At 61.5% G+C, this 24,327-nt stretch carries 21 protein-coding genes; 15 read left to right on the top strand and 6 right to left on the bottom strand.

Features of this window, described 5'->3' with window-relative positions:
• Positions 1-121 precede the first annotated feature (121 nt).
• The 3 genes from neuC to Q0478_RS02595 are packed head-to-tail and all read left to right on the top strand — an operon-like array spanning position 122 to position 3,847.
• The gene (gene neuC / locus Q0478_RS02585; protein WP_298675920.1) at positions 122-1,243 is read left to right on the top strand and encodes a UDP-N-acetylglucosamine 2-epimerase; all 1,122 of its coding nucleotides are present in this window, start codon (positions 122-124) and stop codon (positions 1,241-1,243) included.
• Positions 1,230-2,522 (top strand): glycosyltransferase N-terminal domain-containing protein, encoded by a 1,293-nt coding sequence (locus tag Q0478_RS02590; protein WP_298675922.1) that lies wholly within the window; start codon positions 1,230-1,232, stop codon positions 2,520-2,522. Before neuC ends, Q0478_RS02590 begins: the two co-directional genes overlap by 14 nt.
• Positions 2,519-3,847, top strand: coding sequence for a glycosyltransferase N-terminal domain-containing protein (locus Q0478_RS02595; RefSeq protein WP_298675924.1), 1,329 nt, complete (start codon positions 2,519-2,521; stop codon positions 3,845-3,847). Before Q0478_RS02590 ends, Q0478_RS02595 begins: the two co-directional genes overlap by 4 nt.
• On the opposite strand, the gene Q0478_RS02600 is transcribed toward Q0478_RS02595, so the two are convergent.
• Genes Q0478_RS02600 through moaA form a run of 3 tightly spaced genes read right to left on the bottom strand, consistent with a single transcriptional unit; the run spans position 3,833 to position 6,475 of the window.
• Positions 3,833-4,534, bottom strand: coding sequence for an acylneuraminate cytidylyltransferase family protein (locus tag Q0478_RS02600; protein ID WP_298675926.1), 702 nt, complete (start codon positions 4,532-4,534; stop codon positions 3,833-3,835). The genes Q0478_RS02595 and Q0478_RS02600 overlap by 15 nt on opposite strands.
• On the bottom strand, positions 4,531-5,439 hold the full coding sequence (locus Q0478_RS02605) for a hypothetical protein (protein ID WP_298675928.1): 909 nt from the start codon (positions 5,437-5,439) through the stop codon (positions 4,531-4,533). Before Q0478_RS02605 ends, Q0478_RS02600 begins: the two co-directional genes overlap by 4 nt.
• 28 nt (positions 5,440-5,467) lie before the next feature.
• Complete coding sequence (gene moaA / locus Q0478_RS02610) at positions 5,468-6,475, bottom strand: GTP 3',8-cyclase MoaA (protein ID WP_298675930.1); 1,008 nt, start codon at positions 6,473-6,475, stop codon at positions 5,468-5,470.
• An 84-nt stretch (positions 6,476-6,559) separates the two neighbouring features.
• Here moaA and Q0478_RS02615 point away from each other — a divergent pair, with 84 nt between their 5' ends.
• Entirely contained in the window at positions 6,560-7,045 is a 486-nt protein-coding gene (locus Q0478_RS02615; RefSeq protein WP_298675931.1) for a hypothetical protein, read from the top strand.
• A gap of 39 nt (positions 7,046-7,084) precedes the next feature.
• On the opposite strand, the gene Q0478_RS02620 is transcribed toward Q0478_RS02615, so the two are convergent.
• The 3 genes from Q0478_RS02620 to glmU are packed head-to-tail and all read right to left on the bottom strand — an operon-like array spanning position 7,085 to position 10,998.
• Complete coding sequence (locus Q0478_RS02620; RefSeq protein WP_298675933.1) at positions 7,085-7,771, bottom strand: DNA alkylation repair protein; 687 nt, start codon at positions 7,769-7,771, stop codon at positions 7,085-7,087.
• Between the two features lie 42 nt (positions 7,772-7,813).
• Entirely contained in the window at positions 7,814-9,637 is a 1,824-nt protein-coding gene (glmS, locus tag Q0478_RS02625) for a glutamine--fructose-6-phosphate transaminase (isomerizing) (RefSeq protein WP_298675934.1), read from the bottom strand.
• Positions 9,637-10,998 (bottom strand): bifunctional UDP-N-acetylglucosamine diphosphorylase/glucosamine-1-phosphate N-acetyltransferase GlmU, encoded by a 1,362-nt coding sequence (glmU, locus tag Q0478_RS02630; protein ID WP_298675935.1) that lies wholly within the window; start codon positions 10,996-10,998, stop codon positions 9,637-9,639. The genes glmS and glmU overlap by 1 nt, the downstream gene beginning before the upstream one ends.
• A 108-nt stretch (positions 10,999-11,106) precedes the next feature.
• On the opposite strand from glmU, the gene Q0478_RS02635 reads away from it, so the two are divergent.
• The 11 genes from Q0478_RS02635 to Q0478_RS02685 all read left to right on the top strand — a co-directional run bounded on the left by Q0478_RS02635 (position 11,107) and on the right by Q0478_RS02685 (position 24,119).
• Entirely contained in the window at positions 11,107-11,769 is a 663-nt protein-coding gene (locus Q0478_RS02635) for an HAD-IA family hydrolase (protein WP_298675937.1), read from the top strand.
• A 183-nt stretch (positions 11,770-11,952) separates the two neighbouring features.
• Positions 11,953-13,137 (top strand): DegT/DnrJ/EryC1/StrS aminotransferase family protein, encoded by a 1,185-nt coding sequence (locus Q0478_RS02640; RefSeq protein WP_298675939.1) that lies wholly within the window; start codon positions 11,953-11,955, stop codon positions 13,135-13,137.
• 452 nt (positions 13,138-13,589) lie between these two features.
• Positions 13,590-14,753, top strand: coding sequence for an isovaleryl-CoA dehydrogenase (locus tag Q0478_RS02645; RefSeq protein WP_298675941.1), 1,164 nt, complete (start codon positions 13,590-13,592; stop codon positions 14,751-14,753).
• Positions 14,754-16,016 (top strand): restriction endonuclease, encoded by a 1,263-nt coding sequence (locus Q0478_RS02650; RefSeq protein ID WP_298675942.1) that lies wholly within the window; start codon positions 14,754-14,756, stop codon positions 16,014-16,016.
• A gap of 75 nt (positions 16,017-16,091) precedes the next feature.
• Entirely contained in the window at positions 16,092-17,543 is a 1,452-nt protein-coding gene (locus Q0478_RS02655) for an AMP-binding protein (RefSeq protein WP_298676143.1), read from the top strand.
• On the top strand, positions 17,540-18,040 hold the full coding sequence (locus tag Q0478_RS02660; RefSeq protein WP_298675944.1) for a lysozyme inhibitor LprI family protein: 501 nt from the start codon (positions 17,540-17,542) through the stop codon (positions 18,038-18,040). The genes Q0478_RS02655 and Q0478_RS02660 overlap by 4 nt, the downstream gene beginning before the upstream one ends.
• Positions 18,041-18,051: 11 nt before the next feature.
• Positions 18,052-19,656 (top strand): carboxyl transferase domain-containing protein, encoded by a 1,605-nt coding sequence (locus Q0478_RS02665; RefSeq protein ID WP_298675946.1) that lies wholly within the window; start codon positions 18,052-18,054, stop codon positions 19,654-19,656.
• 195 nt (positions 19,657-19,851) lie between these two features.
• The gene (locus Q0478_RS02670; RefSeq protein WP_298675948.1) at positions 19,852-21,798 is read left to right on the top strand and encodes an acetyl/propionyl/methylcrotonyl-CoA carboxylase subunit alpha; all 1,947 of its coding nucleotides are present in this window, start codon (positions 19,852-19,854) and stop codon (positions 21,796-21,798) included.
• Complete coding sequence (locus Q0478_RS02675; RefSeq protein WP_298675950.1) at positions 21,795-22,478, top strand: glutathione S-transferase family protein; 684 nt, start codon at positions 21,795-21,797, stop codon at positions 22,476-22,478. The genes Q0478_RS02670 and Q0478_RS02675 overlap by 4 nt, the downstream gene beginning before the upstream one ends.
• Positions 22,478-23,344, top strand: coding sequence for a hydroxymethylglutaryl-CoA lyase (locus Q0478_RS02680; RefSeq protein ID WP_298675952.1), 867 nt, complete (start codon positions 22,478-22,480; stop codon positions 23,342-23,344). Before Q0478_RS02675 ends, Q0478_RS02680 begins: the two co-directional genes overlap by 1 nt.
• On the top strand, positions 23,337-24,119 hold the full coding sequence (locus Q0478_RS02685; protein ID WP_298675954.1) for a crotonase/enoyl-CoA hydratase family protein: 783 nt from the start codon (positions 23,337-23,339) through the stop codon (positions 24,117-24,119). Before Q0478_RS02680 ends, Q0478_RS02685 begins: the two co-directional genes overlap by 8 nt.
• Positions 24,120-24,327 lie beyond the last annotated feature (208 nt).

Below are 24,327 nucleotides of genomic sequence, written 5' to 3' on the forward strand. Positions count from 1 at the left end.
CCGGGGTTTTGCTGTTTATAGCGCAGGGTTTGGGAAGTTTCGATAGCTATGACGGCTCAGCCTTAATCATTTGCACGCCTGTTGGCGCATCGTTATAGGTAGGAAAAAAGTGATCATGCTCATGGTGAAAAAACTCCTTTTTGTAACCGGAACCCGGGCAGATTTTGGCAAGCTGGAGCCCCTGGCTGCGGCGGCGCGGGACGGGGGCTTTGAGGTTTCTTTCTTTGTCACCGGGATGCATATGCTGGCGCGCTACGGGCTGACGAAACTCGAGGTGCAGCGCACCGAAGGGGTGAGTGTTCACGAGTTTCTCAACCAACGCCCGGGCGATGGGCAGGATATGATCCTTGCCAAGACGGTGATCGGGTTTTCTGACTTTGTCACCGAGCACAAGCCCGATCTTGTGGTGGTGCACGGCGATCGTGTGGAGGCGCTGGCCTGTGCGCTTGTCGCGGCCACCAATTATATTCGCTCAGCACATATCGAGGGTGGTGAGGTCTCCGGCACGATTGACGAGATATTCCGCCACTGCAACACCAAGCTGGCGGCCCATCATTTTGTCAGCTCCCAAGCGGCTGCCAAGCGGGTGGCCATTCTGGGGGAGCCGGGCGACAACATCCATGCCATTGGCTCGCCGGAGCTGGATTTTCACGCAGCGGAGTCTGGTGTGAGCCTTGAGGCTGTGCGACAGCGCTATGATATACCCTGGTCTGATTACGGGATTTCGGTGTTTCACCCGGTCACCTCCGAAGCGGCCAGCATGGGCGCGCAGGCCGAGGCGCTCTATGGGGCGCTTGCGGAGTCCGGGCGCAATTATGTGTTGATTGCCCCCAACAATGACCCCGGATCTGAGGCGATTTTTGAGGTTATCCAGCGTTTGCCAAAGAGCCGGTTCCGGCTCATTCCGTCGATGCGGTTTGCGCATTTCTCCGAGCTGATGAAAAATGCGGCTGTGATGGTTGGCAATTCCTCGGCCGGGGTGCGCGAAGCGCCGTTCTTGGGGATTCCTTCGCTGGATGTGGGCACACGCCAGGCAAACCGTGCCTCGGCGCGCTCGCTGTTTTGTGCTGCGGCACAGGATCGCGCGGCGATTGCTGCATTTCTGGCGCAAAACTGGGGCAAGCGGTATGCCCCGCATATGGCCTTCGGGGAGGGCAATGCGGCGGCGCGTTTTGTCGAGATCCTCAAGCAAGACAGTTTTTGGAGCGCGGGGCTTCAAAAAGTATTCCATGACGCAGACTGAGCCACGCCTTGGCGGCGCGCCCCGGGTGTTGGGCGCAGGGCTGCTCGGGGCCTATCTTGGGCTGGCGCGCGGGCTGGGCTGGCTTGCGCCGGTGGTGCTCAAGCGCCGTCTGGCGCGGGGCAAGGAAGACCCGGCCCGCTGGCGCGAAAAGCTTGGCGAGCCGGGGGCTGCGCGCCCGGCGGGGCCGCTTGTGTGGCTGCATGGCGTCGGGCTGGGCGAGGTGATGGCCCTGCGCGCCCTTGTCTGGGCCTTGCATGAGCAGGATCCGGCGCTTGAGTTCTTGATCACCTCCAGCACGCGGGTTTCGGCGCAGGTCTTGGCCAAGAGTGGCCTGCCGCGCAGCCGGCATCAGTTTATGCCCCTGGATTCTCCGGTTTTTCTGCGCCGTTTTCTGGCCCATTGGCGGCCTGATCTGGTGATCTGGTCGGAGCAGGATATCTGGCCAGCGGCGATCGTGGAGGTGGCGCGGCGCGGGGTTGCGCAGGCCTATGTCAACGCGCGGATCACCCCGGCAAGCCTGCGCCAGCGGCAGCGTTTGGGGGCGCTGTTTGGCGCGGTTTTGGACAAGATGGCTCTGGTGAGTGCGCAGGATTTGGCAAGCGAGGCGCGGTTGCGCCAGCTTGGCGCGCGCCGCTTTGGGGCCGTGACACGCTTGAAGCCGAGCGCGCCGGCGCTGCCTGTGGAGGGCGCCGCGCTTGACGCGCTGCGCGGCCAGCTTGGCGGGCGGCGGGTGTTGCTCGGGGCCTCGACGCATGAGGGGGATGAACGCGAGATCATGACGGCCCTGCACAGCCTTGATCCGGCAGACTGGCTGGTGGTGATTGCGCCGCGCGATGTTGCGCGCGCGCCGGCGATTTCGCGCCGGCTGACAGAGGCCCTGCGCGCCCATGCGCTGCGCTCAGAGGGGCTTGTGGCGCAGACTCCGGTGTTTTTGGCGGACAGCTACGGCGAAATGGGCCTGTGGTATCAGCTGGCGGATGTGGCGCTGATCGGCGGGGGCTTTGACAGTGTTGGCGGGCACAACCCCTGGGAGGCTGTGCCGTTTGACACGGCCATCTTGCATGGGCCGGATGACAGCAATTTTGCCGAGGATTACCGCGCGCTCGCGGCCTGCGGCGCGGCGCGTCAGGTGGCCAAGGGCGGGCTTGTGGCGGCGTTGCCGGGGCCTTCTGATGCGCGCGATATGGCAAGGTGCGCGCAGCGCGCGCGCGCCAAAGAGGCGGCGTCCCTGAGCGCGCTGGCGCGAGCGCTTCTGGCGCTGCGGGAGGCAGGAAGATGACTGTGCGTGTGCGGATATTCCTGTGGCTCTGGTCAGCGCTCTTCAGCCTTGGGGTGCCGCTGATTTTGGCCTATCTGCTGCTGCGGGCGCGCAAGGACCGGGCCTATCGGGAGAAGCTTCTGGAACGGTTCGGGGTGTATTCAGAGGCCCGGCCCGCAGATGTGTGGATTCATGCGGTATCGCTGGGCGAGCTGCGTTCGGCTGTGCCGCTTGTCAAAGCATTTCTGGCGCAAAACAAGCGCGTGGTGATCACATGTTTCACACCGGCGGGGCGTCAGGAGGCTGCGCGGGTGTTTGCGCAGGAGATTGCTGCGGCGCGGGTGAGCCTTGTTTGGGTGCCGCTGGAGCTTGCGTGGGTCTGGCGGCGGTTTCTGCGGCGCTTCCGGCCGCAGTTCGGACTTGTGATGGAGATTGAAATCTGGCCACGGATGGTCTTTGCGGCCCGGGCGGCCTCGGTGCCTTTGTTTATGTGCAATGCCCAGTATCCCTCAAAATCGGTGGCGCGCGACAGCAAGGGGTTGCGTCTGCGCCAGCATGTGATGCGTGGTTTTGCCGGGGCGTTTGTGAAATCGGAGTTGCAGGCCCGCCGTTTTGAGGCGGTGGGGGTGCAAAACATTGCCGTGATGGGCGAGCTGCGGTTTGACCAGCCTGTGCCGCCGGGCCTTGTGCGTGCGGGTCTGGCCGCGCGGCGCGCCTTGGGGCTTGAGACGCGGCCTGTGGTGGCATTTGTCAGCACAATCGAGGGCGAGGATGCGGTCTATCTGGAGGCCATGAAGCGCCTCGCCGCCCGGCGCGCGGACATGTTTTTCATCTATGTGCCGCGCCGCCCAGAGCGGTTTGATATGGTGGCCGAGCAGATTGAGGCTGCCGGGTTCAAGCTCATCCGGCGCAGCGCGGGTTTTGCTGAAACGCTCTCGGAAACAGAGCCTGTTGCGGCCTTGCCTGCGGGCACGCAGGTGCTGCTCGGAGATTCGCTGGGGGAGATGTATTTTTATCTGGCGCTGGCCTGCCGTGTTGTGGTGGGGGGCGGGTTTTCCCCCAAGGGGGCGCATAACATCATCGAGCCGCTCGCACTTGGAAAGCCGGTTGTGACCGGACCTGAGACCTTTACAATCGAATATCCGTTTGAGGAGGCGGCGCAGGCCGGTGTGGCGCAGAGCGTGGCCGATGTGGGGGCGCTGGTGGCGGCGCTGGACAGCGCAACCCCGCCCTCAGAGGCGCAGATTGCTGCCTTTTTTGCCGATCATGCCCAATCGGTGCCTCGGTTTTTGAACGCCTTGCCGAGCACACTTGCGGCGGCGCGGCGTGGATCAGGCGGAGCTTAGCCGGTCTTTGAGCAGCAGCTCGACAAGGCGATAATCAAACGGTGTGTCAATGTCATGGCAGCGCTCGGCGGGGATCTCATAGGGCAGCACCCGGCCCTCATAGATTGTCTGCGCACGGCGCAGGTAGGCCGGGTCTAGCACATAGACAAGGCCGACGTGTTCAAAGACCCGGGGCGCATCTTGGCGCGCCCAAACCCCGCCAGGCAGCGGCTTTGAGACATGCAGCGCGCCGGTTTCATCGGCTTCCACGAGGTTGAAATAAGGGTTTTTACGGGCTTCGCAGACGCTCATGACCATATCCGGACGGGCGTTGCGAAAAGCGCCGATCGCGCCGGACACATCTTCGGGCAGGCGCAGTGGTGAGGTGCAATCCAGGTCGACGAAGAGCTCGACCGGCGCTGTAAGCTTTGCCTCGGCCGCCTCAAGCGCATGTTGCCAAACGCCCCATTTGGGGGCCTGATCGGTTGCCAGATGGGCCGGGCGCAACCCGATATCGAGCGCGCCACGCGCCAGCGCGTGCTCATAGATCCGCGCGTCATCTGTGGACACGACGACGGCATCAATCTCGGCGTTGTCAAAGAGATGGTCCAGCGACCAGTCAATCAGCGGTTTGCCCAGCAGCGGGCGAAAGTTTTTGCCCGGCACGCCCTTTGAGCCTTTGCGGGCGCCTATGTGACCAAGGATCATGGTGTTCTGTCCTGTTTTGCGGCGTCTTCGGCGCGTTTGAGCGCCAGGTAATACTCTTTGATGGGGTGTTGCACGGGGCCTAAAACCTTTTCTGACCAGATGAGGTGCCGCCCCTTACGGTCTGTTATTTCGGCATTTTCCGGCATCATTGCCAGATCTTGGCCCTTCATGTCCAGCCCCGGAAAGGTGAGGGCGGCGAGCCCGGCCCAGCGGCGCTTGAGCCAGGGCAAGCGGGCGCGCAGGTGCGCAACCCAACGGGCACTCCACATGAATTCGGTCGGGAATTTCACGACCAAGCGTTTGGGCACGGCGCGCATGTGAGGTTGCGCAACCCATGAGATGAAGCGTTCGTCCGCGATCATCGGGCGAAAGTTAAGCCCGTTGTGGCTGTGATAAAGGCTTTGGAAGCGCTCTGCGATATAGGTGCAGTGGGCGGGGTGAAACACCACGACCGAGGAATTGCCCCGCGCATAGCGGCGTCCTTTGGTGATACGATAGAGCCAGCGCGCGAGCCCTCCGAAGGGCAGCACCGCGCTTTGCAGGATGGCCACGGTTTGGGGCGTTGTGAGCAGCTGGGTGAGCTGGCCGATGTCCCCCATCACCAATGTGTCGATATCCAGAAGCACGGTTGGCAGATCTGCGGGCAGAAGGCCGGGCTCAAACACGCAAAGCTTGGCCTGGCAGCCGCCACGCAGAAACGCGGGGTTGCGAAAAAATGGCGGCATCTCGCGGCTGTGCACATCGGCGAGAAGCCCCGGGCGCGGGCGGTCACTCACAAGAACCACCCTGGGGGGCTCTGCGGCTTTGGCGCGCACTGCACCAATCAGGGCGTTCAGCTCGGTGACGGAGTATTTGTCCCCCCAAAGGACGATGGCGAGCTGCCAGCTATGGCCGGTTTCACTCATTGAACTCTCTTGCACAAAACAGGCACGGTCAGCCGCCTGTGTGGCTCATGTGGCGGCTCATCTTGCCGCCAACGGCTTGCCGGTCATAGTCAAAATCATGGCCCTTGGGCTTGCGGGCGATGGCGGCGCGAATGGCCTCTTCCAAGGCGCTGTTGTCATGCTCATGGGCGCGCAGGGGCGCGCGCAGATCGGCCATATCTTCCTGCCCGAGGCACATGAACAATTCGCCGGTGCAGGTGAGGCGCACGCGGTTGCAGCTTTCGCAGAAATTATGGGTGAGCGGGGTGATAAAGCCGATTTGCTGGCCTGTCTCAACCAGCTCGACATAGCGTGCCGGGCCGCCTGTGCGGTGTGAGAGCTCTTTGAGCGTGTAGCGGCTGGCTAGCTGCGCGCGCAGGTCTTTGAGCGGCCAGTATTGATCAAGCCGGTCCTCATTGCCGATGTCGCCCATGGGCATCACCTCGATAAAGGTGAGGTCCATATCCTCGCGCTGACACCACTCTGTGAGGGAAAAGAGCTCGTCTTCGTTGAAGCCCTTGAGCGCGACGGTGTTGATCTTGACGCGCAGGCCGGCCTTTTTGGCGGCCTCGATCCCTTTGAGCACCTGTGGCAGGCGGCCCCAGCGGGTGATGTCGGCAAATTTTTGCTCATCCAGCGTGTCCAGCGAGATGTTTACCCGGCGCACGCCGGCGGCGTAGAGCGCCTCGGCAAAGCGCGCGAGCTGAGAGCCGTTGGTTGTGAGGGTCAGCTCTTTGAGGGCACCGCTTTCCAGATGCCGTGTCATGGCGTTGAAAAATGTCATGATATCGCGGCGCACCAGAGGTTCGCCCCCGGTGATGCGCAGTTTTTCCACGCCCAAGCCAATGAAGGTGCTGCACATGCGGTCGAGCTCTTCGAGGGTGAGAAGCTCCTTCTTGGGAAGGAAGGTCATGTTTTCGGACATGCAGTAGACGCAGCGAAAGTCGCAGCGGTCTGTCACCGAGACACGCAGGTAGGAAATGGGACGGGCGAAAGGGTCGATCAACGGTGTGTTCATACACCACAGTTAAGTGTTGGGCTGGGGCGGGGCAAGGGTGTTTCTGCACTGGCCAAGGGGCGGGCACAGGCATAGGCTGGCCCCATGAGACATGGGGTGTTGATATGGATCGGGGCGGGGCTGTTGGGCGGGTGCGGCCTCGGGGTGGCCTTTGAGAGGCCGTCGGATGAGCCCGCCGGCCCGGACAGCGCGCCCGTTGCTGTGAGCCCGTCGGCGCTGCCCGCACCTGCGCCGGATGCGCGCAGCACGGCGCAGTTTGATACGGCCACTGCGGCGGACAAGGCTGCGGCGCGTGCGGCGGCGCGCAAGGAGGGCGCGGGCAAGCTGCTTGGGCAGACCGTGGCGTCTTTGGGCGATCCGGGCCAACCGGGGTTTTGGCTGCGCACCCCGCTGGTTGCCTCTGCGGCACGCGGGACCGTGCGGCTCAGGGGGACGGGGCGGGCGATTGCCGTTGATCTTTTGCCGCTTGACGGGCCGGCCACGGCGGGCAGCCAATTGTCCTTGTCGGGGTTTTTAGCGCTGCAAGCCCCGCTGACGGCGCTTGCGCGCCTTGAGGTCGCGCGAGACTGACCATCCGCAGATGGGCCATGCGCGCCTGCTGTGAGCAGATCAGGCCTCCTCGGGCAGGTGTTTGGCGGCTTCCTTGCGGGCGAAAGGTTTCATCTTTCGGGCGTGATTGGTCAGAAAGTAGCGCACCCGCTCCGGATCATGTTTGGACAGATCGCGCAGCCACCAGGCCACGGATTTCTGGATAAACCACTCCGGATCTTCGACATAGCGCACGGCCCAGCCCAACACGCGCTGGCGGATGGCCAGTTCTTCGGGTTTGGGGTGGTTCTGCTTGGTGAAGGGCAGGGTGACGACCATGGCTGCGCGGCGGGTCCAGTGGGCATCGGCCTGTGTCCAGGTTTCGACGTCCTCGATGCGCGACGGGTCGGCGACAAGGCGTTTCTGGCCGGCCATCATGGCATGATCGGCGATGGCCCAGCTGTCAAAATCGGGCACCCATGACACGATGAGATCCCAGACGGCCTGATCGGGGGTGATGCGGGCCTGGGTGAGCAGCTTGGCCGCGGCGAGGCGGGCTTCAAAGATATTTGTCTGCCAGAGTTGATCGGCCAAGGCCACGCGCTCTTGCACGCTGAGCTGGCTGCGCCACGCTTTGGTGAGGTCGTTGAGCGCGGGATTGGGCACGCCAATGTAGTCGCGCGGGACTTTGTGATAACCGGCCATGCCGGCTGCGCGACCAGGCTCTGAGGCGTTGCGCAGGGCGGTGAGGGCGTCGTCAAGGGTCATGGCAGGCTTTCATGTGAGGGCGGCAAATGCGGACAGCCAAGGTTACTCGACTGTCACGGATTTGGCGAGGTTGCGCGGCTGGTCCACATCTGTGCCTTTGGCAACAGCGGTGTGATAGGCCAGAAGCTGGGCCGGGATGGCATAGAGGATGGGCGAAAGGGCATTGGCCACTTTGGGCAGCACCAGGGTGATCCAGGCGTCATCTGCGGCCTCGGACGCGCCGGCGTCGTCGGTGATAAGCATCACCTTGCCACCGCGCGCCATAACTTCTTGCATGTTGGAGACTGTCTTTTCAAACAGCGCATCGCGCGGCGCTTTCACAACCACCGGCATGAATTTGTCGATCAGCGCTATGGGGCCATGTTTGAGCTCGCCTGATGCATAGGCTTCGGCATGTATATAGCTGATTTCTTTCAGCTTTAGCGCGCCTTCAAGGGCCAGAGGATACATCAGGCCACGGCCCAGAAAGAGCACGTCGCGGGCTTCGGCCAGCTTCTGGCCGGCCAGGGCGATTTGTTTGTTCAGGCCAAGCGCGGCGTTGACAAGCCCGGGCAGGCTGCGCAGCTCGGCGAGTTTGTCCGCCAGTGCGGCATCGTCCAAGCGGCCCCTGTCGTGTGCGGCTTTCAGAGCGAGCAAATAGAGCACCGTGAGCTGGCAGGTGAAGGCCTTTGTGGAGGCCACGCCAATTTCGGGGCCGGCCATGATCGGCAGGGCAAGATCACTTTCGCGGGCGATTGAACTTGTGGGCACATTGACCACCGAGAGGATGCTTGCCGCCTTGCCCGCACAATAGCGCAGCGCGGCGAGCGTGTCGGCCGTCTCCCCTGACTGGCTGACAAAGAGCGCGGCTGTGTTGGCCGTGATGGGCGGCTCGCGGTAGCGGAATTCAGAGGCGATATCCACTTCGACGGGCAGCCCTGCGATTTGTTCAAACCAGTATTTGGCTGTCAGGCAGGCATAAAAGGCCGTGCCGCAGGCCACCATGGTGAGCCGCTCTGTCTGGGTGAAGTCATGGCCATTGTCGGGCAGGGTGATGCTTTGGGCATCCTGCCCCGCGTAAAAGCCGATGGCCTCGGTGAGGGCGCGGGGCTGCTCGGCAATTTCCTTGGCCATGAAATGCTTGTGGCCGCCTTTGTCAATCTGGGTGCTGTCAATTTCGACGGTGGCGATTTTGCGGCGCACGGGCTGGCGTGCTGCGTCCAGGATCTCCACATGGGTGCGGCTGACAACTGCGAAATCGCCTTCCTCCAGATAGGTGATCTGGTCGGTCAAGGGGGCGAGGGCGATGGCATCTGAACCGATGAACATTTCGCCCTTGCCATGGCCGATGGCCAGCGGCGAGCCTTGGCGCGCGGCGATGAGCAGATCCTCCTCGCCCTCAAAGAGAAAGCACAGCGCATAGGCGCCGGTGAGCTTGTCGATCGTGGCGCGGGCGGCGGCTTGGGGCGCAAGACCCTCATCCAGATAAGCCTGTGTCATGAGCGCCACTGTTTCGGTGTCGGTGTCGGTGGCATGGCCGATGCCCTTGGCCGCCAGTTCGGCGCGCAGCTCCCGATAGTTTTCGATGATTCCGTTGTGCACCACGGCCACATGGCGGGTGCTGTGTGGATGGGCGTTGGTTTCATTGGCCGCGCCGTGGGTGGCCCAGCGGGTGTGGCCAATTCCGGCCTTGCCCGTGAGCGGCTCGTGGACCAGTTTGTCTGACAGGTTTACAAGCTTGCCAACCGCGCGGCGGCGGCCCAGGCGGCCCTTGTCGACCGTGGCGATACCGGCGCTGTCATAGCCGCGATATTCGAGCCGCTTGAGGGACTCAACCAAGAGGGGCGCGGCTTCATTGCTCCCCAATACACCAACAATACCACACATTATAAACCCTTACTTTCTGTTTGCTGGCGCGCTTTGCGGGCTCTGAGCTTGGCAAAGAGCTTGCGCGCGAGATTGATCTTGTTGTCTTGCGGTGCGCGCGCGATGGCCATGGCCCCCTCTGGCACATCTTTGGTCACGACCGCGCCTGTGGCGGTCATGGCCTCATCGCCCACGCTGACGGGCGCCACCAACATGGTGTTGGAGCCGATGAACGCGCGCGCGCCGATTTCTGTATGATGTTTGAAGACACCGTCGTAGTTGCAGGTGATCGTGCCGGCACCAATGTTTGTTTCGGCCCCCACTGCGGCATCGCCGATGTAGCTGAGGTGGTTGACCTTGGCCCCCTCGGCAAGGGTGGCGTTCTTGATCTCGACAAAATTGCCGACATGGACATTTTCGCTCAACTCGGCGCCGGGGCGCAGGCGCGCATAGGGGCCCACAGTGGCACCGCGGCTGACATGGGCGCCCTCAAGATGGCTGAAGGCCCGGATATGAGCGCCGTTTTCGATGGTGACGTTCGGGCCAAAGACCACATGTGGCTCGATGATCGTATCTGGGCCGACATATGTGTCATAGGCAAAGAAGACCGTGTCCGGCGCGGTCAGGGTGACGCCGCTTTCAAGCGCCTCGTGGCGCGCACGGGCCTGAAAGGCGGCCTCTGCGGCGGCCAGATCCAGGCGCGAGTTCACGCCCAGCGTCTCGCGTTCATCACAGGCCACCGCAGTGGCTTTCAGCCCCGCATCGCGGGCGATACCGATGATATCGGTGAGGTAGTATTCGCCGCTCGCATTGGTGTTGGTGATCTGCGAGAGCAGCGCGAAAATATTGTCAGCGGAGCAAAGAATAACCCCGCTGTTACAGAAGGTTATCGCGCGCTCCTCATCTGTGGCATCTTTGAATTCCACGATCCGCTCCAGCTGGGAGCCAGCCATGACAAGGCGGCCGTAGCGCGCGGGATCGGCGGCTTCAAAGCCGAGCACCACCACGTCGTTTTCTTTGCGCGCCTCTGTCATGGCGCGCAAGGTTTCAGGGCGAATGAAAGGCGTGTCTCCGTAGAGGACGAGCACATCTCCGCTGGCCTTCGCGAGGGCCTCGCGGGCGCAGAGCACCGCGTGGCCGGTGCCTTTTTGTTCAGTTTGCAGTGCGATGGTAGCCGTTTCGTCATAGGCGCGGGCGGCGGCGCTCACGGCCTCGGCCCCGTGCCCGGCCACGACAACGGTTTGTGCCGGCTCAAGGCTGGCTCCAGCCCGCATGGCATGAACCAGCAGCGGCGCTCCGGCAACCTTGTGCAGAACCTTGGGACTGTCTGAATTCATACGGGTGCCTTTGCCCGCGGCGAGGATAATCAGGTTTGTGCTCATCAGTTTTACTTGCCTTTTTGCTTGCGGCCCGTTTTATCCGCTCTGGCGCATAGCACAAGAGCGAGCTGTTCAAGCAATGTTGCGAGTTGTGTCATGAAAGGACCTGTCATGGAAACGGTTATCTTCGATCTGGACGGCACCTTGGCCGATACGAGCGGCGATTTGCTCGCTGCGGCGAACGCCTGCTTTCAGCAGATGGGCGAGGGGGATGTTTTGGGCCCGGCAGATGCGGGTGTGGCCTTGCGCGGGGGCAAATTCATGCTGCGCGCGGGGCTGGCACGGCTGGGCCGCCCGGACGAAGCCGTGGTGGAGGCCTATTATCCAAGGTTGCTGGAGGCCTATGCGGGGGCTCTTGACCGGCACACTGTTTTTTATGACGGCGCATTGGAGGCGGTTGAGGCGCTCAAGGCAGATGGTTTTGCGGTGGGCATTTGCACCAACAAGCCCGAGGGGCTGGCGCTGGAGTTGATGCGCCGCCTGGGCGCGCTGGAGCGCTTTGGCGCATTGGTCGGGGCCGACACGTTGCCTGTGCGCAAGCCCGATCCGGAACCTCTGTTTGAAGCGGTGCGCCGGGCTGGGGGCAACCCGCAGCGCTGTTTGCTGGTGGGAGACAGCGACACCGACCGCAACACCGCCCGCGCGGCGGGGGTGCCTTCGGTTCTGGTCACGTTCGGCCCGTCGGGCGAGGATATGGCCGCCCTTGCGCCAGAGGCGCTGCTGGATGACTATGCCGATCTGCTGGCCTTGGCACGCAGGTTGTTGCGCGGGTAGGCAAGGCGCTTTCGCACGCCCCACCCCCGGCAGGCGCTGGCGTGTTTGGCTGGCGTCACTCTGACCCACCCGCGCGCGAAAGCGCCTATTGGCGCTGTGCTTTTTCGAAAAGACAATTTCTCTATTCTTAAATGCACAGAAGAGAGGATTGACCTGGCTTTGCGATAACCGCAGAAAGGGCGCATGACAGAGGTATTCACCGGCAGCTTTACCCAGCAGGAGCCGATCCCCGAAGAGGGGATTTCGGCGGCGCTCGCTGTTCTGCGCTCTGGCCGTTTGCACCGCTATAATCTGGCCGAAGGCGAAGCCGGGGACGTGGCTTTGCTTGAGCAGGAGTTTGCGCAGCTGATGGGGGCGAAATACTGCCTTGCGGTGGCGTCAGGCGGCTATGCTTTGGCCTGCGCGTTGCGCGCTGTGGGGGTTGTGGCGGGGGATCGGGTTCTGACCAATGCCTTCACGCTGGCCCCGGTGCCGGGGGCGATTGCCAGCCTTGGCGCCGTGCCTGTTTTTGTGGGGGTCACGCAGGAGCTGACAATCGATCTTGAAGATCTGGCGGCCAAGGCTGACCAGGCCGATGTCTTGTTGCTCAGCCATATGCGCGGGCATTTGGCGGACATGGATGCGTTGATGGCGCTTTGTGACGCGCGCGGGCTCAGGGTGATCGAAGATTGCGCCCATACGATGGGCGCCCGGTGGCGGGGACGGCCTTCGGGCACAGACGGGCTTGTGGGCTGTTTTTCCACGCAAACCTACAAGCATATCAATTCCGGCGAGGGTGGCTTGCTTGTGACGGATGATGCCGAGATCGCTGCGCGGGCGACGGTGTTGTCGGGATCTTACATGCTCTTTGAGCGCCATTTGGCGGCCCCAAGCGCGGAGAGTTTCGCCCAGATCAAGTATGAAACGCCCAATGTGTCGGGGCGGATGGACCATCTGCGCGCCGCTATCCTGCGCCCCCAATTGCGCCGGCTTCAGGAGCAATGTGCAAATTGGAACGCGCGCTATCAGACGGTTGAAGCGGGCCTGCGGGGCACTCCGGGGTTGACCCTGGTCAACAGACCTGAGGCCGAGTCCTACGTCGGCTCTTCGATCCAGTTTTTGCTGCTGGATTGGCCGGATGAAACCATCGTCGCGCTGTTGGCGCGCTGTGCGGCCCGCGGGGTGGAACTCAAGTGGTTTGGCGCGGCTGAGCCCATAGGGTTTACCAGCCGCTATGACAGCTGGCACTATGCCCCAAGCGCGCCCATGCCCAAAAGCGACCGGGTGCTGAAGAGCATCGTTGACATGCGTTTGCCGCTGACATTCAGCCTGCAAGACTGCGCGCTGATCGCGCGGATCATCAAGGCAGAGGTCAGCGCTGTGGGCTAGATCGCCGAGCGCCTGCCCGCGCTCCCACCCATGCAGATGTTGCACGTGGGGTAAATGGCGCGCGAGCCCACCCCGCGCGTGCAGGCGCACGGATGATCTACAAGTGGTGCGGGCTGTGAGGGCAGGAGCCTCCGGCGGAGGTATTTGTGACCAGAAGAAGCTAGGGTTTCAGGAATGACCCCCGTTTGCACCAAGCACAAACGGGGGCTTCTCCTGGTGCGGCCATCGGCTCCTCAGCCTGTTCCGCAATACAAGCTTAGCCAATGATGGTTAACATTTCATTGCTTCTTCTGGTCATAAATACCTCAGGGGGTCTGGGGGACAGCGTCCCCCAGCGGGTCGCCGCGGCCGCGAAGCGGAGGCGGGGAAAACCAAGACACGCGAAACGGTTGCTACGAATCGCCGCCTGCGCTAAGAAATGAACAACTGTTCAATAAATGGAGGGCAAGCGCATGTTCATGGGTTCAATGAAATTTGATTTGGGCGAGGATGTGAACGCCCTACAGGAGATGGTTCATCGCTGGGCACAGGAGCGCGTGAAGCCGATGGCGGCGCAGATTGATGCCACGAATGAATTTCCGGCCGAGCTTTGGACCGAAATGGGAGAGCTGGGGCTGCTGGGCATCACCACGCCGGAAGAATACGGTGGTGCCGGGATGTCTTATCTCGCGCATGTCATTGCGGTGGAAGAGATCGCCCGGGCCTCGGCCTCGGTCTCACTCTCATACGGTGCCCATTCCAACCTTTGTGTCAACCAGATCAAGCTCAATGGCACCCATGAGCAGAAGCTGACATATCTGCCAAAGCTTCTTTCGGGCGAGCATGTAGGTGCTTTGGCCATGTCCGAGCCGAGTGCAGGGTCTGATGTGGTGTCCATGAAGTTGCGCGCCGAGAAGCGCAACGATCGGTTTGTGCTCAACGGCTCAAAATACTGGATCACCAATGGCCCTGACGCCGAAACGCTCGTTGTCTATGCCAAGACAGACCCGGACGCGGGCGCCAAGGGCATCACGGCGTTCATCATCGAGAAGTCTATGGCGGGTTTTAGCACGTCTCCCCATTTTGACAAACTTGGGATGCGCGGCTCCAACACCGCCGAGCTGATTTTCGAGAATGTCGAGGTGCCGTTTGAGAATATCCTTGGCGAGGAAGGCAAGGGCGTGCGCGTTTTGATGTCTGGTTTGGACTATGAGCGCGTGGTGCTTGCCGGGATCGGCACGGGGATCATGGCGGGCTGTCTGGATGCGGTCATGCCCTATATGGCCGAGCGCAAGCAGTTCGGTCAGCCGATCGGGAACTTCCAGCTCATGCAGGGCAAGATTGCCGATATGTACACCAAGATGAACTCGGCGCGCGCCTATGTTTACGAGGCGGCCAAGGCTTGTGATCGGGGCGATATCACCCGTCAGGACGCGGCGGCGTGCTGTCTTTATGCCTCCGAAGAAGCCATGGTTGTGGCGCATCAGGCGGTGCAGGCCTTTGGCGGGGCGGGATACCTCTCTGACAACCCCGTGGGGCGGATCTTCCGCGACGCCAAGCTCATGGAGATCGGCGCGGGCACAAGCGAGATCCGCCGGATGCTGATCGGTCGCGAGCTGATGGGGATGTATATCTAGATGTCGGACTTGGCACCAATTATTGCTTTTGGCGGGTGTTTGACCGCTGGCGTGCTTTGGTTGGCCAATTCATCTTTGAAGGCTCGTATTCGGATACTTGAAAACGATATTTCGCGACAGAAACAACAAAGTCTTGAAGACAAACTGCTCGCTGAGGAGGGCGCGAAAAAACTCAAGAATGCCCTTCTAGAACAGCGGGGTGAAACGTCGCAAATCAAAACAAAAAGCGAAAAACAGAAAGAGGTTATAGTAGGCCTAGAAAGCCTCATATTGGAAAAGAACCTACAATTTCCTTGGTTGGTAACGGCATTTTCTGACTTTCAAGAAATTCTTGGAAAAAGAGATGAAGAAGCACTGCGCTTCAAGACGCGAGCTGCTCCAAAGGCTGCTGAAAAGGTAAAGGAAGCGACCGAGCGCGCAAAAAATGCAGAGCGGCGCTACCGAATGCTCAAGTATCGGATCGATTTTTACGAGAAATACTTCCCTTGGATCACAGAGGTCACTGGAGACAATCTCGAAAGCTTGTTAAAAAACAGTGCTAATGGCGTTGAGGATGATCAGCAGCCTGCAACTGAAGACAGGGTGCAAAACTATTTATCTCTTGAAGAGTTTAAAGCGCTTTCTTTGACTGAACGTAACCAACTTGCTCTTGATCGGTGGAAGAAAAACCGAAAGTCGAGTTGGGAAATCGGGCGTTTATATGAACGCTTTATCGGATACGAATATGAACAGCAGGGTTATACTGTCGAATACTACGGCGCTATAAAGGGCTTCGACGATCTAGGACGCGATTTGATTGTCACCAAGGGGGGCAAGGTTCTTATCGTTCAATGTAAGTATTGGGCACAAGAAAAAACGATACATGAAAAACATGTGTTTCAACTTTTTGGATCTGTCGTTGAATATGTTGCACGACAAAATACGATTGGCGAAACTAAGCCCTTGTTTGATGCATTTGAGAAGCTTGCAGATATTCGAGCGGTCTTTGTGACATCAACAACACTAAGCGATCGTGCGAGAGATTTTGCTAAGCTTCTAAATGTTGAAGTTAGGGAAGGCGTCCCACTTTCTGACTATCCCTTGATTAAATGTAATATTTCTAAACGCGCAAGCGAACGTGTTTACCATCTCCCTTTTGATCAACAGTATGATCGCACTGTAATCGAGCGAAACACAGGAGAGTGCTATGCTTGGTCGGTTGCAGAAGCCGAAGCGTCTGGCTTCAGAAGGGCTTTTCGCTGGCGCCCAGAGGCAGGGGACTAAGAATTGTTGCAGCGCGACTTAGATTATGAGGCACTTCGCGACGGCTTTTCATGGGCCATTCCAGAGCGGCTCAATATGGCGGCGCAGGTTTTGGCGCAGCCTGCACAGCAGGTGGCGATCATTGATCTCTCCGAGGGGCGGCGCGACATCACCTATGGTGCGCTTTCAGATATGGCGGGGCGTTTGGCGCTGGCCTTGTCGCGGCGTGTTGCGCGTGGCGAGCGCGTGGGCGTGCTTTTCTCGCAGGACGCCTGGTGCGCGGCGGCGCATATTGCAATCTGGAAGATCGGCGCGATCTCTGTGCCCTTGTTCAAGCTGTTCAAGCGGGATGCTTTGGGGAGCCGCATAAGCGACAGCGGTTTAGCGCTCGTTGTGACGGATGGCGAGGGCGCTGCGATGCTCAGCGGCTTGGCGGAGGCTGTCTTGCCCTATGATCTGCCTGAGGGCGATGTGGCGATGGCAGAGACAGCGGCAGAAGACCCCGCTGTGCTCATCTACACCAGCGGCACAACGGGCAAACCCAAGGGCGCGCTTCATGCGCACCGGATGCTCACAGGGCATTTGCCGGGGGTTGAAATGAGCCATGATTTCCTTGGGCAGCCTGCTGATGTGCTCTGGACGCCTGCCGATTGGGCCTGGATTGGCGGCTTGTTTGACGTGCTCATGCCGGGGCTGGCGCTTGGGGTGCCTGTGGTGGCGGCGCGTTTGCCCAAGTTCACGGCTCAGGAGGCGGCGCGGATTTGCCGCGAGGGCGCTGTGCGCAACGTGTTTTTCCCGCCCACGGCGCTTCGGATGCTGAAGGCGGCAGATCAAAGCATTGCCGGCTTGCGCTCGGTGGCCTCTGGCGGTGAGCCGCTTGGGGCCGAGATGCTGGCCTGGGGGCATGAAGCCTTTGGTGTGAGCCTCAACGAGTTTTACGGGCAGACCGAGTGCAATATGGCGGTTTCGTCCTGCGGGGCGCTGTTTGCGCCTTTGGGCGGGGCCACGGGCAAGGCGGTGCCGGGGTTTGACGTGGCTGTTCTTGACGAGAGCGGCCAGAAAACCGCAGGCGAGGGCGATATTGCCGTGAAGCGCGGGGCGGCGAGCCTGATGCTGGGCTATTGGCGCAATCCTGAGGCCACGGCGGAAAAGTTTCGCGGCGACTGGCTGATCACCGGCGACCGTGGGGTGATGGAGGGTGAGTTCATCCGCTTTTTGGGGCGCGAGGATGATGTGATTTCCTCCGGTGGTTACCGCATTGGCCCGGCCGAGATTGAAGATTGTTTGATGACCCACCCGAGCGTGGCCACTGTTGGGGTTGTGGGCAAGCCCGATGCGCTGCGCCACGAGATTGTGAAGGCCTATGTTGTCTTGAAAGACGGGGCAGAGACCAGTGCTGAGGCGCTGCAGGACTGGGTCAGGACACGTTTGGCGCGCTACAGCTATCCGCGGGAAGTTGAGTTTTTGGCAGAGCTGCCCATGACAGTGACGGGCAAGGTGATCCGCAAGGCACTGAAGGCGCGCGCGGCCGCGGAGGCAAAGCCATGAAAGCTTTGATCCTTTCAGCTGCGGTGCTGTTCAGCGCAGGCACGCCCCTTGCGGCGGGGGATTTGATTGATCGTGCGCGTGTGATGGCCTGTTATCAGGAGCATATCGAGGCGCGGGAGGCTTTGAACTGTATCGGCGCGGCGGCTGCGGCCTGTCAGGAGATCCACACCGATCAGTTCGAGGGCAGCACGACCGTCGGGATTGCAGCGTGTTTGAGTGCGGAAACCGAGGTTTGGGATGCGCTGCTCAACACAAACTACCGCCTGCGCAGGGCCGAGATGGCGGCGCAAGATGCCGATCAGGGCACACCGCTGATGGCGCGGGTTGAGGCCTTGCGCCAGGCCCAGCGCGCCTGGATCGCCTTTCGGGATGCGGAGTGTCGCCGGTTGTATGCCGAACACCAGGGCGGCACGCTGCGCACCATCATTGGCGCGAGCTGTCATTTGACTTTGACGGCTCGGCGCGCCGTAGACCTTTATCTTGCTTCACCAGAATAGGACGCATGACAATGAAACTCTCTTCTCAAGCTCTCCCCAGCAGCGCCGATTTCAAGGCCAACCGCGAGGGGCATCTGGAGGCGCTGCGTGTGGTGCAAGAGGCGGCCGAGGCCGCCGCGCTGGGCGGTGGTGAGCGCGCACGCACGCGCCATGTCAGCCGTGGCAAGATGTTGCCGCGCGACCGGGTGGCGAACCTTCTGGATGCGGGCAGCCCGTTTTTGGAGGTCGGAGCGACGGCGGCCTATGGGATGTATGACAATGCCGCGCCTGCCGCGGGGGTGATTGCCGGGATAGGGGTGGTCTCGGGGCAAGAGTGCATGATTGTGTGCAATGATGCCACCGTGAAGGGGGGCACTTATTTTCCCATGACCGTGAAGAAGCACCTGCGCGCCCAGGAAATAGCCGAGCAGAACCATTTGCCCTGCATTTATCTGGTGGACAGTGGCGGGGCAAACCTGCCGCAGCAGGACGAGGTTTTTCCGGATCGGGACCACTTTGGCCGGATTTTTTACAATCAGGCGCAGATGAGCGCGAAGGGGATTGCCCAGATTGCCGTGGTGATGGGGTCGTGCACGGCGGGGGGCGCTTATGTGCCTGCGATGTCTGATGTGACCATCATTGTAAAGGAACAGGGGACGATCTTTCTGGCCGGCCCGCCTTTGGTCAAGGCGGCCACGGGGGAGGTTGTGACGGCGGAAGACCTCGGCGGCGGAGATGTGCACACGCGCCTTTCGGGTGTGGCAGATTATCTCGCGGAAGACGACGCCCACGCGCTGGCCCTGGCGCGCCGGGCCGTGAGCCATCTCAACCGCCAGCGTCCCGCGAGTGTGGATTGGCAGACCAGCGAGGAGCCGGCCTATGACCCCGAGGAGATATTTGGCGTCGTGCCTGCGGATTTGCGCAGACCTTACGACATTCGCGAGGTGATTGCCCGTCTGGTGGACGGTTCGCGCTTTGATGAATTCAAGCCGCGCTATGGCGAGACCCTTGTGACAGGCTTTGCCCATGTGAAGGGCTGCCCTGTGGGGATAGTTGCCAACAATGGAGTGTTGTTCTCTGAAGCGGCCCAGAAGGGCGCGCATTTTGTGGAGCTGTGCAGCCAGCGCAAGATTCCGTTGGTGTTCTTGCAAAACATAACTGGCTTCATGGTGGGCCGGAAGTATGAGAACGAAGGGATCGCGCGCCACGGGGCCAAGATGGTGACGGCTGTGGCCACAACGAGCGTGCCCAAGATCACCATGCTTGTGGGCGGCTCTTTTGGTGCGGGCAACTACGGCATGGCGGGGCGGGCATATTCGCCGCGCTTCCTTTGGAGCTGGCCCAATTCGCGTATTTCGGTGATGGGCGGCGAGCAGGCGGCGGGTGTTCTGGCCACTGTGAAGCGTGACGGGATCGAGCGGGCCGGTGGCAGCTGGTCTGCCGAGGAGGAGGCCAGTTTCAAGCAACCAACGATTGATATGTTTGAGGAGCAGGCGCATCCGCTTTATGCCAGTGCGCGGCTTTGGGACGACGGGATCATTGATCCGCGCAAGAGCCGCGATGTGCTGGCGCTTTCGTTGCGCGCCGCGCTCAATGCACCCATTCAAGACACCCGTTTTGGCGTGTTCAGGATGTAAAGATGACTGCAAGCGCGCCACGCCAACAGAGTTATCTCTTCCAGAGCGGCAGAGGGTGCTGCGGGCGGCGAATTTGCGATGTGAAACCAAAGGCGGGCGGGCAGAGCAGCCTGTTTTGCCGTGACACCGGATTAGACCCTGAGATGGCGCTCGTTTGCACGCCGTTTGCTGGGGGCAAGGATTTTGGAGAGAGCAATGTTTGACAAGATTTTGGTGGCCAACCGGGGCGAGATTGCCTGTCGCGTGATTGAAAGCGCCCGGGCGCTGGGGGTTCGGACGGTGGCGGTTTACTCCGATGCCGACCGTGCGGCCAAGCATGTGGCGCTGGCTGATGAGGCTGTGCATATCGGCGCATCTGCCCCGGCCGAAAGCTATCTGCGCGGGGATGTGATCATCGCGGCGGCCAAGGCCACAGGCGCGCAGGCGATTCACCCGGGATATGGCTTTTTGAGCGAGAACCCCGATTTTGTGGAAGCCGTCGAGGCGGCGGGGCTGGTCTTTATCGGGCCCTCTGCCAGCGCGATCCGCGCGATGGGCCTCAAAGACGCCGCCAAAGCCTTGATGCATGAGGCGGGTGTGCCTGTTGTGCCCGGCTATCACGGGGCCAATCAGGACGCGGCGTTTCTGGCCAAGCAGGCCGAGGAGATCGGCTATCCTGTGCTGATCAAGGCTGTGGCGGGCGGCGGCGGCAAGGGGATGCGCCTTGTGGAGGCTGCGAGCGGATTTGACGCCGCACTGGCCAGCGCCAAGGGCGAGGCCAAGACGGCCTTTGGCAATGAGGACGTGCTGATCGAGAAGTTTGTGACCCAGCCACGGCACATTGAAGTGCAGGTGTTTGGTGATGGCCAGAGAGCTGTGCATCTCTTTGAGCGCGATTGCTCGCTGCAACGTCGCCACCAGAAGGTGATCGAGGAAGCGCCTGCGCCGGGCATGACGGAAGAGATGCGCGCGGCCATGGGCGACGCGGCTGTCAAGGCCGCCGAGGCGATTGGCTATAAGGGCGCGGGGACGATCGAGTTTATCGTAGATGGCTCGCAAGGGCTGCGCGCGGATGGTTTTTGGTTTATGGAGATGAACACGCGCTTGCAGGTCGAGCACCCTGTGACCGAGGCGATCACCGGGGTTGATCTTGTGGAGTGGCAGCTGCGGGTTGCCGCAGGAGAGGGGCTGCCCAAGCGCCAAGACGAGCTGACCATCACAGGCCACGCCTTTGAGAGCCGTCTTTATGCCGAGGACGTGCCCAAGGGCTTTTTGCCCGCAACTGGCACGCTGGCGCAGCTGGCGTTTCCTGAAGGCGTGCGGGCAGACAGCGGCGTGCGCACGGGCGATGCGATCAGCCCGTTTTATGACCCGATGATTGCCAAGATCATCACCCACGGGCCAAGCCGCGCCGTGGCGCTCAAGCGCATGGCGAAAGCACTGATGGAGACGCAGGTGGCAGGGACGGTGACGAACCTGAGCTTTCTGGGCGCGCTCTGTGCGCATGAAGGCTTTGCGGCGGGTGAGGTGGATACGGGGCTGATTGGCCGCGACATCGACAGCCTCGTGCAAGCGCCTGTGCCGAGCGATGCGCAGCGCGCTTTGGCGGCTTTGGTGGCTCTGGGTCTCACGCAGGCCGAATGGCCCACGGGGGTCCATCTCTGGAGCGCGATGCGGCGGCAGGTGGCTTTGCGCTTTGGTGAAGACGTGTTTGAAGCCATTGTGGAAAGCCTGTCTGCCGACGCGCATGACGTCACGCTGGGTGAAGTGCGTGTTGAGGCGCGCCGCGTGGGCGGGCGCTGGCTGCTGAACGGAGGGGTTGCGCCAGAGGCGGTGCAAATTGGCGGACAGGTGTTTGTTTTTGCGCATTATGGCCTGAGCTTTGATGTGATTGATCCGCTGGATCGGGCGGCCTCGGCAGGGGCGGGCGCTGCGCTGATTGACGCGCCGATGCCCGGGCTTGTGAAGGCGGTGTTTGCCAAACCGGGCCAAGAGGTGAAGGCGGGCGACAGGCTGGCCATTCTGGAAGCGATGAAGATGGAGCACGCGCTATTGGCGGCGCGCGATGGAACCGTGGCCGAAGTGCTGGTTGAGGCGGGCGCGCAGGTGGATGCGGGTGCCGCGCTCATCAGGCTTGAAGAAGAGGCGGAGGTGGCGGCATGATCACGCTTCACCATGTGCCGCAGAGCCGCTCGATGCGGGTGCTTTGGCTGCTCAACGAGCTGGAAGTGCCTGACTTTCAGGTGCAGGTGCATCCGTTTGACAAGACCCTGCGCGACCCTGAATTCCTCACCCTGAGCCCAGCGGGGCGCGTGCCAGCGATGGAAATTGAAGGCGAACGGATGTTTGAGAGCGGCGCGATGATTGAATATCTTTGCGAGCGCTTTCCGGAGCGCCATATGGGTCGGGAACCGGGCAACCCGGACCGTATGGCCTGGCTGACGTGGCTGCATTTTGCGGAGACGGTGACGGTTCATGCGGCAGCACTCACCCAGCAACACATTATGCTTTATGAAGATCACATGCGCTCGCCCCATATCATGCGGCTTGAGGCCAAGCGGCTGGAAAAATGCTATGAGGCGATCGAGGCGCGGCTGTCGACACCTGTTGAAAACCGCGATTATCTGCTGACATCGGGCTTTTCGGCGGTGGATATTGCTGTGGGGCAGGCGGTCTATGTGGGGCGTCATTTTGCCAAGATTGATGGCTTTCCTGAATTGAGCGCGTGGTATGAGCGCATCACCGAGCGGCCCTCGTTTGCGGCGACGCAGGCTGTCGGCGAGCAGCGGCTTTATACGCAGCCCTTTTATGCGCCTTGGCCTGTGCCAGAGAGGGATGCGTAATGGTTGGATATGTCGAGATCTTTGAGGTCGGCCCAAGGGACGGGCTGCAAAACGAGGCGCGCCAGATACCGACGCGCGAGAAGATCGCGCTGGTGGATTGCCTCTCGGGCGCGGGGTTTAAGCGTATTGAGGTGGCCAGCTTCGTGAGCCCCAAGTGGGTGCCGCAGATGGCGGACAGTGCGGACGTTTTGGCAGGTATAACCCGCGCACAGGGCGTGTCTTATGCGGCGCTGACACCGAACATGCGCGGCTTTGAGGGGGCGCTGGCAGCGAAGGCCGACGAAATTGCGATTTTCGGCTCGGCCTCGGAAGGCTTTTCGCGCGCCAATATCAATGCGAGCGTGGCTGAGAGCCTTGAGCGCTTTGCCCCTGTCGCAGAGGCCGCAAGGGCGGCAGGCTTGCCTGTGCGGGGCTATATTTCTTGCGTGACGGACTGCCCCTATGACGGGGCCACACCGCCTGAGGCTGTGGCGCGTGTTGCGGCCGCGCTGCGCGCCATGGGGTGCTATGAGATCAGCTTGGGCGACACCATCGGGCAGGCCCATCCCGAGAGTATTGATGCGATGTTGGCGGCAGTGCTCGAGGAGATGCCTGCCGCGCAGCTGGCGGGGCACTATCACGACACGAGCGGGCGGGCCTTGGCCAATATCGAGGCCAGCCTTGCGCGTGGTCTGCGGGTGTTTGACGCGGCGGTGGGCGGGCTTGGCGGCTGCCCCTATGCGCCCGGTGCTGCGGGCAATGTGGCGACAGAGGCGGTGCATGACTGCCTCACAGCGCTTGGATATGAAACGGGTTTGAAGCGCGACGTGCTGCTTGAAGCCGCGCAAATGGCGCGCGCAATGCGCGGGGAGCAGGGCGATGTATGAAACACTTGAGATAGAGACAGACGCACGGGGAGTGGCCACGCTCTGGCTGGCGCGGGAAGACAAGCACAATGCTTTGAGTGCTGAGATGATTCACGAACTGACGGCGGCCGCCGAGGCGCTTGGGGCGGACGACGCTGTGCGCGTGGTTGTGCTGGCCGCGCGCGGCAAGAGTTTTTGCGCGGGTGGCGATCTGCGCTGGATGCAGGCGCAGATGGCGGCGGACGCCGAGACGCGCCGCGCGGGCGCGCGCGCGCTTGCGATGATGCTCAACACGCTCAACGAGCTGCCCAAGCCCCTCATTGCCCGGGTGCAGGGCAATGCTTTTGGCGGCGGCATCGGAATGATGTCGGTGGCTGATGTGGCGGTGGGGGTGCCGGAGGCGAAATTTGGGTTGACCGAAGTGAAGCTTGGCCTGATCCCTGCCACGATCAGCCCTTATGTTCTGGCGCGGATGGGCGAGGATAAGGCGCGGCGGGTGTTTATGTCAGCGCGGCTTTTTGGAGCCGAGGAGGCACAGGCACTCAATTTGCTGGCGCGGGTTGTGACGGCAGAGGCGCTTGATGCGGCGGTTGAGGCCGAAGTTCTGCCTTATCTGGCGGCGGCGCCGAAAGCTGTGGCTGCGTCAAAAGCGCTCGCGCGCAGCCTGGGGGCTGCGATTACGCCCCAGATTATCGAGGCGAGTATCGAGCGGCTTGTGCAAACCTGGGAGGGTGCGGAGGCCCAGGAGGGGATTGCGGCCTTCTTTGAAAAGCGTCAGGCGCCTTGGGTGCGTTGAACTTTTGGGGCTGGCGGGCCTGAGTATTTGGGCCAAGAAAAAGCAGTGGCGCGCGCAAGCAAGGGTGGGCGCGTTTTGTAAGTTGCTCCTACATATAGATTTTAGTGAATGTAATGCGCGGTCGGTTGACCCTGCCATGGGGCGGGAGTAAACCCATTTGCAATGAAAAGCTGCCAAACCTTTGCGCGAGTCTGCGCATGAAAGGAGC

This window comes from uncultured Lentibacter sp., from assembly GCF_937123735.1.
GTDB lineage: Bacteria > Pseudomonadota > Alphaproteobacteria > Rhodobacterales > Rhodobacteraceae > Lentibacter.

Excerpts from the sequence above, each read along its gene's own strand:
- neuC (WP_298675920.1), top strand. The coding sequence starts at position 122 with ATGGTGAAAAAACTCCTTTTTGTAACCGGAACCCGGGCAGATTTTGGC.
- Q0478_RS02590 (WP_298675922.1), top strand. The coding sequence starts at position 1,230 with ATGACGCAGACTGAGCCACGCCTTGGCGGCGCGCCCCGGGTGTTGGGC.
- Q0478_RS02595 (WP_298675924.1), top strand. The coding sequence starts at position 2,519 with ATGACTGTGCGTGTGCGGATATTCCTGTGGCTCTGGTCAGCGCTCTTC.
- Q0478_RS02600 (WP_298675926.1), bottom strand. The coding sequence starts at position 4,534 with ATGATCCTTGGTCACATAGGCGCCCGCAAAGGCTCAAAGGGCGTGCCG.
- Q0478_RS02605 (WP_298675928.1), bottom strand. The coding sequence starts at position 5,439 with ATGAGTGAAACCGGCCATAGCTGGCAGCTCGCCATCGTCCTTTGGGGG.
- moaA (WP_298675930.1), bottom strand. The coding sequence starts at position 6,475 with ATGAACACACCGTTGATCGACCCTTTCGCCCGTCCCATTTCCTACCTG.
- Q0478_RS02615 (WP_298675931.1), top strand. The coding sequence starts at position 6,560 with ATGAGACATGGGGTGTTGATATGGATCGGGGCGGGGCTGTTGGGCGGG.
- Q0478_RS02620 (WP_298675933.1), bottom strand. The coding sequence starts at position 7,771 with ATGACCCTTGACGACGCCCTCACCGCCCTGCGCAACGCCTCAGAGCCT.
- glmS (WP_298675934.1), bottom strand. The coding sequence starts at position 9,637 with ATGTGTGGTATTGTTGGTGTATTGGGGAGCAATGAAGCCGCGCCCCTC.
- glmU (WP_298675935.1), bottom strand. The coding sequence starts at position 10,998 with ATGAGCACAAACCTGATTATCCTCGCCGCGGGCAAAGGCACCCGTATG.
- Q0478_RS02635 (WP_298675937.1), top strand. The coding sequence starts at position 11,107 with ATGGAAACGGTTATCTTCGATCTGGACGGCACCTTGGCCGATACGAGC.
- Q0478_RS02640 (WP_298675939.1), top strand. The coding sequence starts at position 11,953 with ATGACAGAGGTATTCACCGGCAGCTTTACCCAGCAGGAGCCGATCCCC.
- Q0478_RS02645 (WP_298675941.1), top strand. The coding sequence starts at position 13,590 with ATGTTCATGGGTTCAATGAAATTTGATTTGGGCGAGGATGTGAACGCC.
- Q0478_RS02650 (WP_298675942.1), top strand. The coding sequence starts at position 14,754 with ATGTCGGACTTGGCACCAATTATTGCTTTTGGCGGGTGTTTGACCGCT.
- Q0478_RS02655 (WP_298676143.1), top strand. The coding sequence starts at position 16,092 with ATGGCGGCGCAGGTTTTGGCGCAGCCTGCACAGCAGGTGGCGATCATT.
- Q0478_RS02660 (WP_298675944.1), top strand. The coding sequence starts at position 17,540 with ATGAAAGCTTTGATCCTTTCAGCTGCGGTGCTGTTCAGCGCAGGCACG.
- Q0478_RS02665 (WP_298675946.1), top strand. The coding sequence starts at position 18,052 with ATGAAACTCTCTTCTCAAGCTCTCCCCAGCAGCGCCGATTTCAAGGCC.
- Q0478_RS02670 (WP_298675948.1), top strand. The coding sequence starts at position 19,852 with ATGTTTGACAAGATTTTGGTGGCCAACCGGGGCGAGATTGCCTGTCGC.
- Q0478_RS02675 (WP_298675950.1), top strand. The coding sequence starts at position 21,795 with ATGATCACGCTTCACCATGTGCCGCAGAGCCGCTCGATGCGGGTGCTT.
- Q0478_RS02680 (WP_298675952.1), top strand. The coding sequence starts at position 22,478 with ATGGTTGGATATGTCGAGATCTTTGAGGTCGGCCCAAGGGACGGGCTG.
- Q0478_RS02685 (WP_298675954.1), top strand. The coding sequence starts at position 23,337 with ATGTATGAAACACTTGAGATAGAGACAGACGCACGGGGAGTGGCCACG.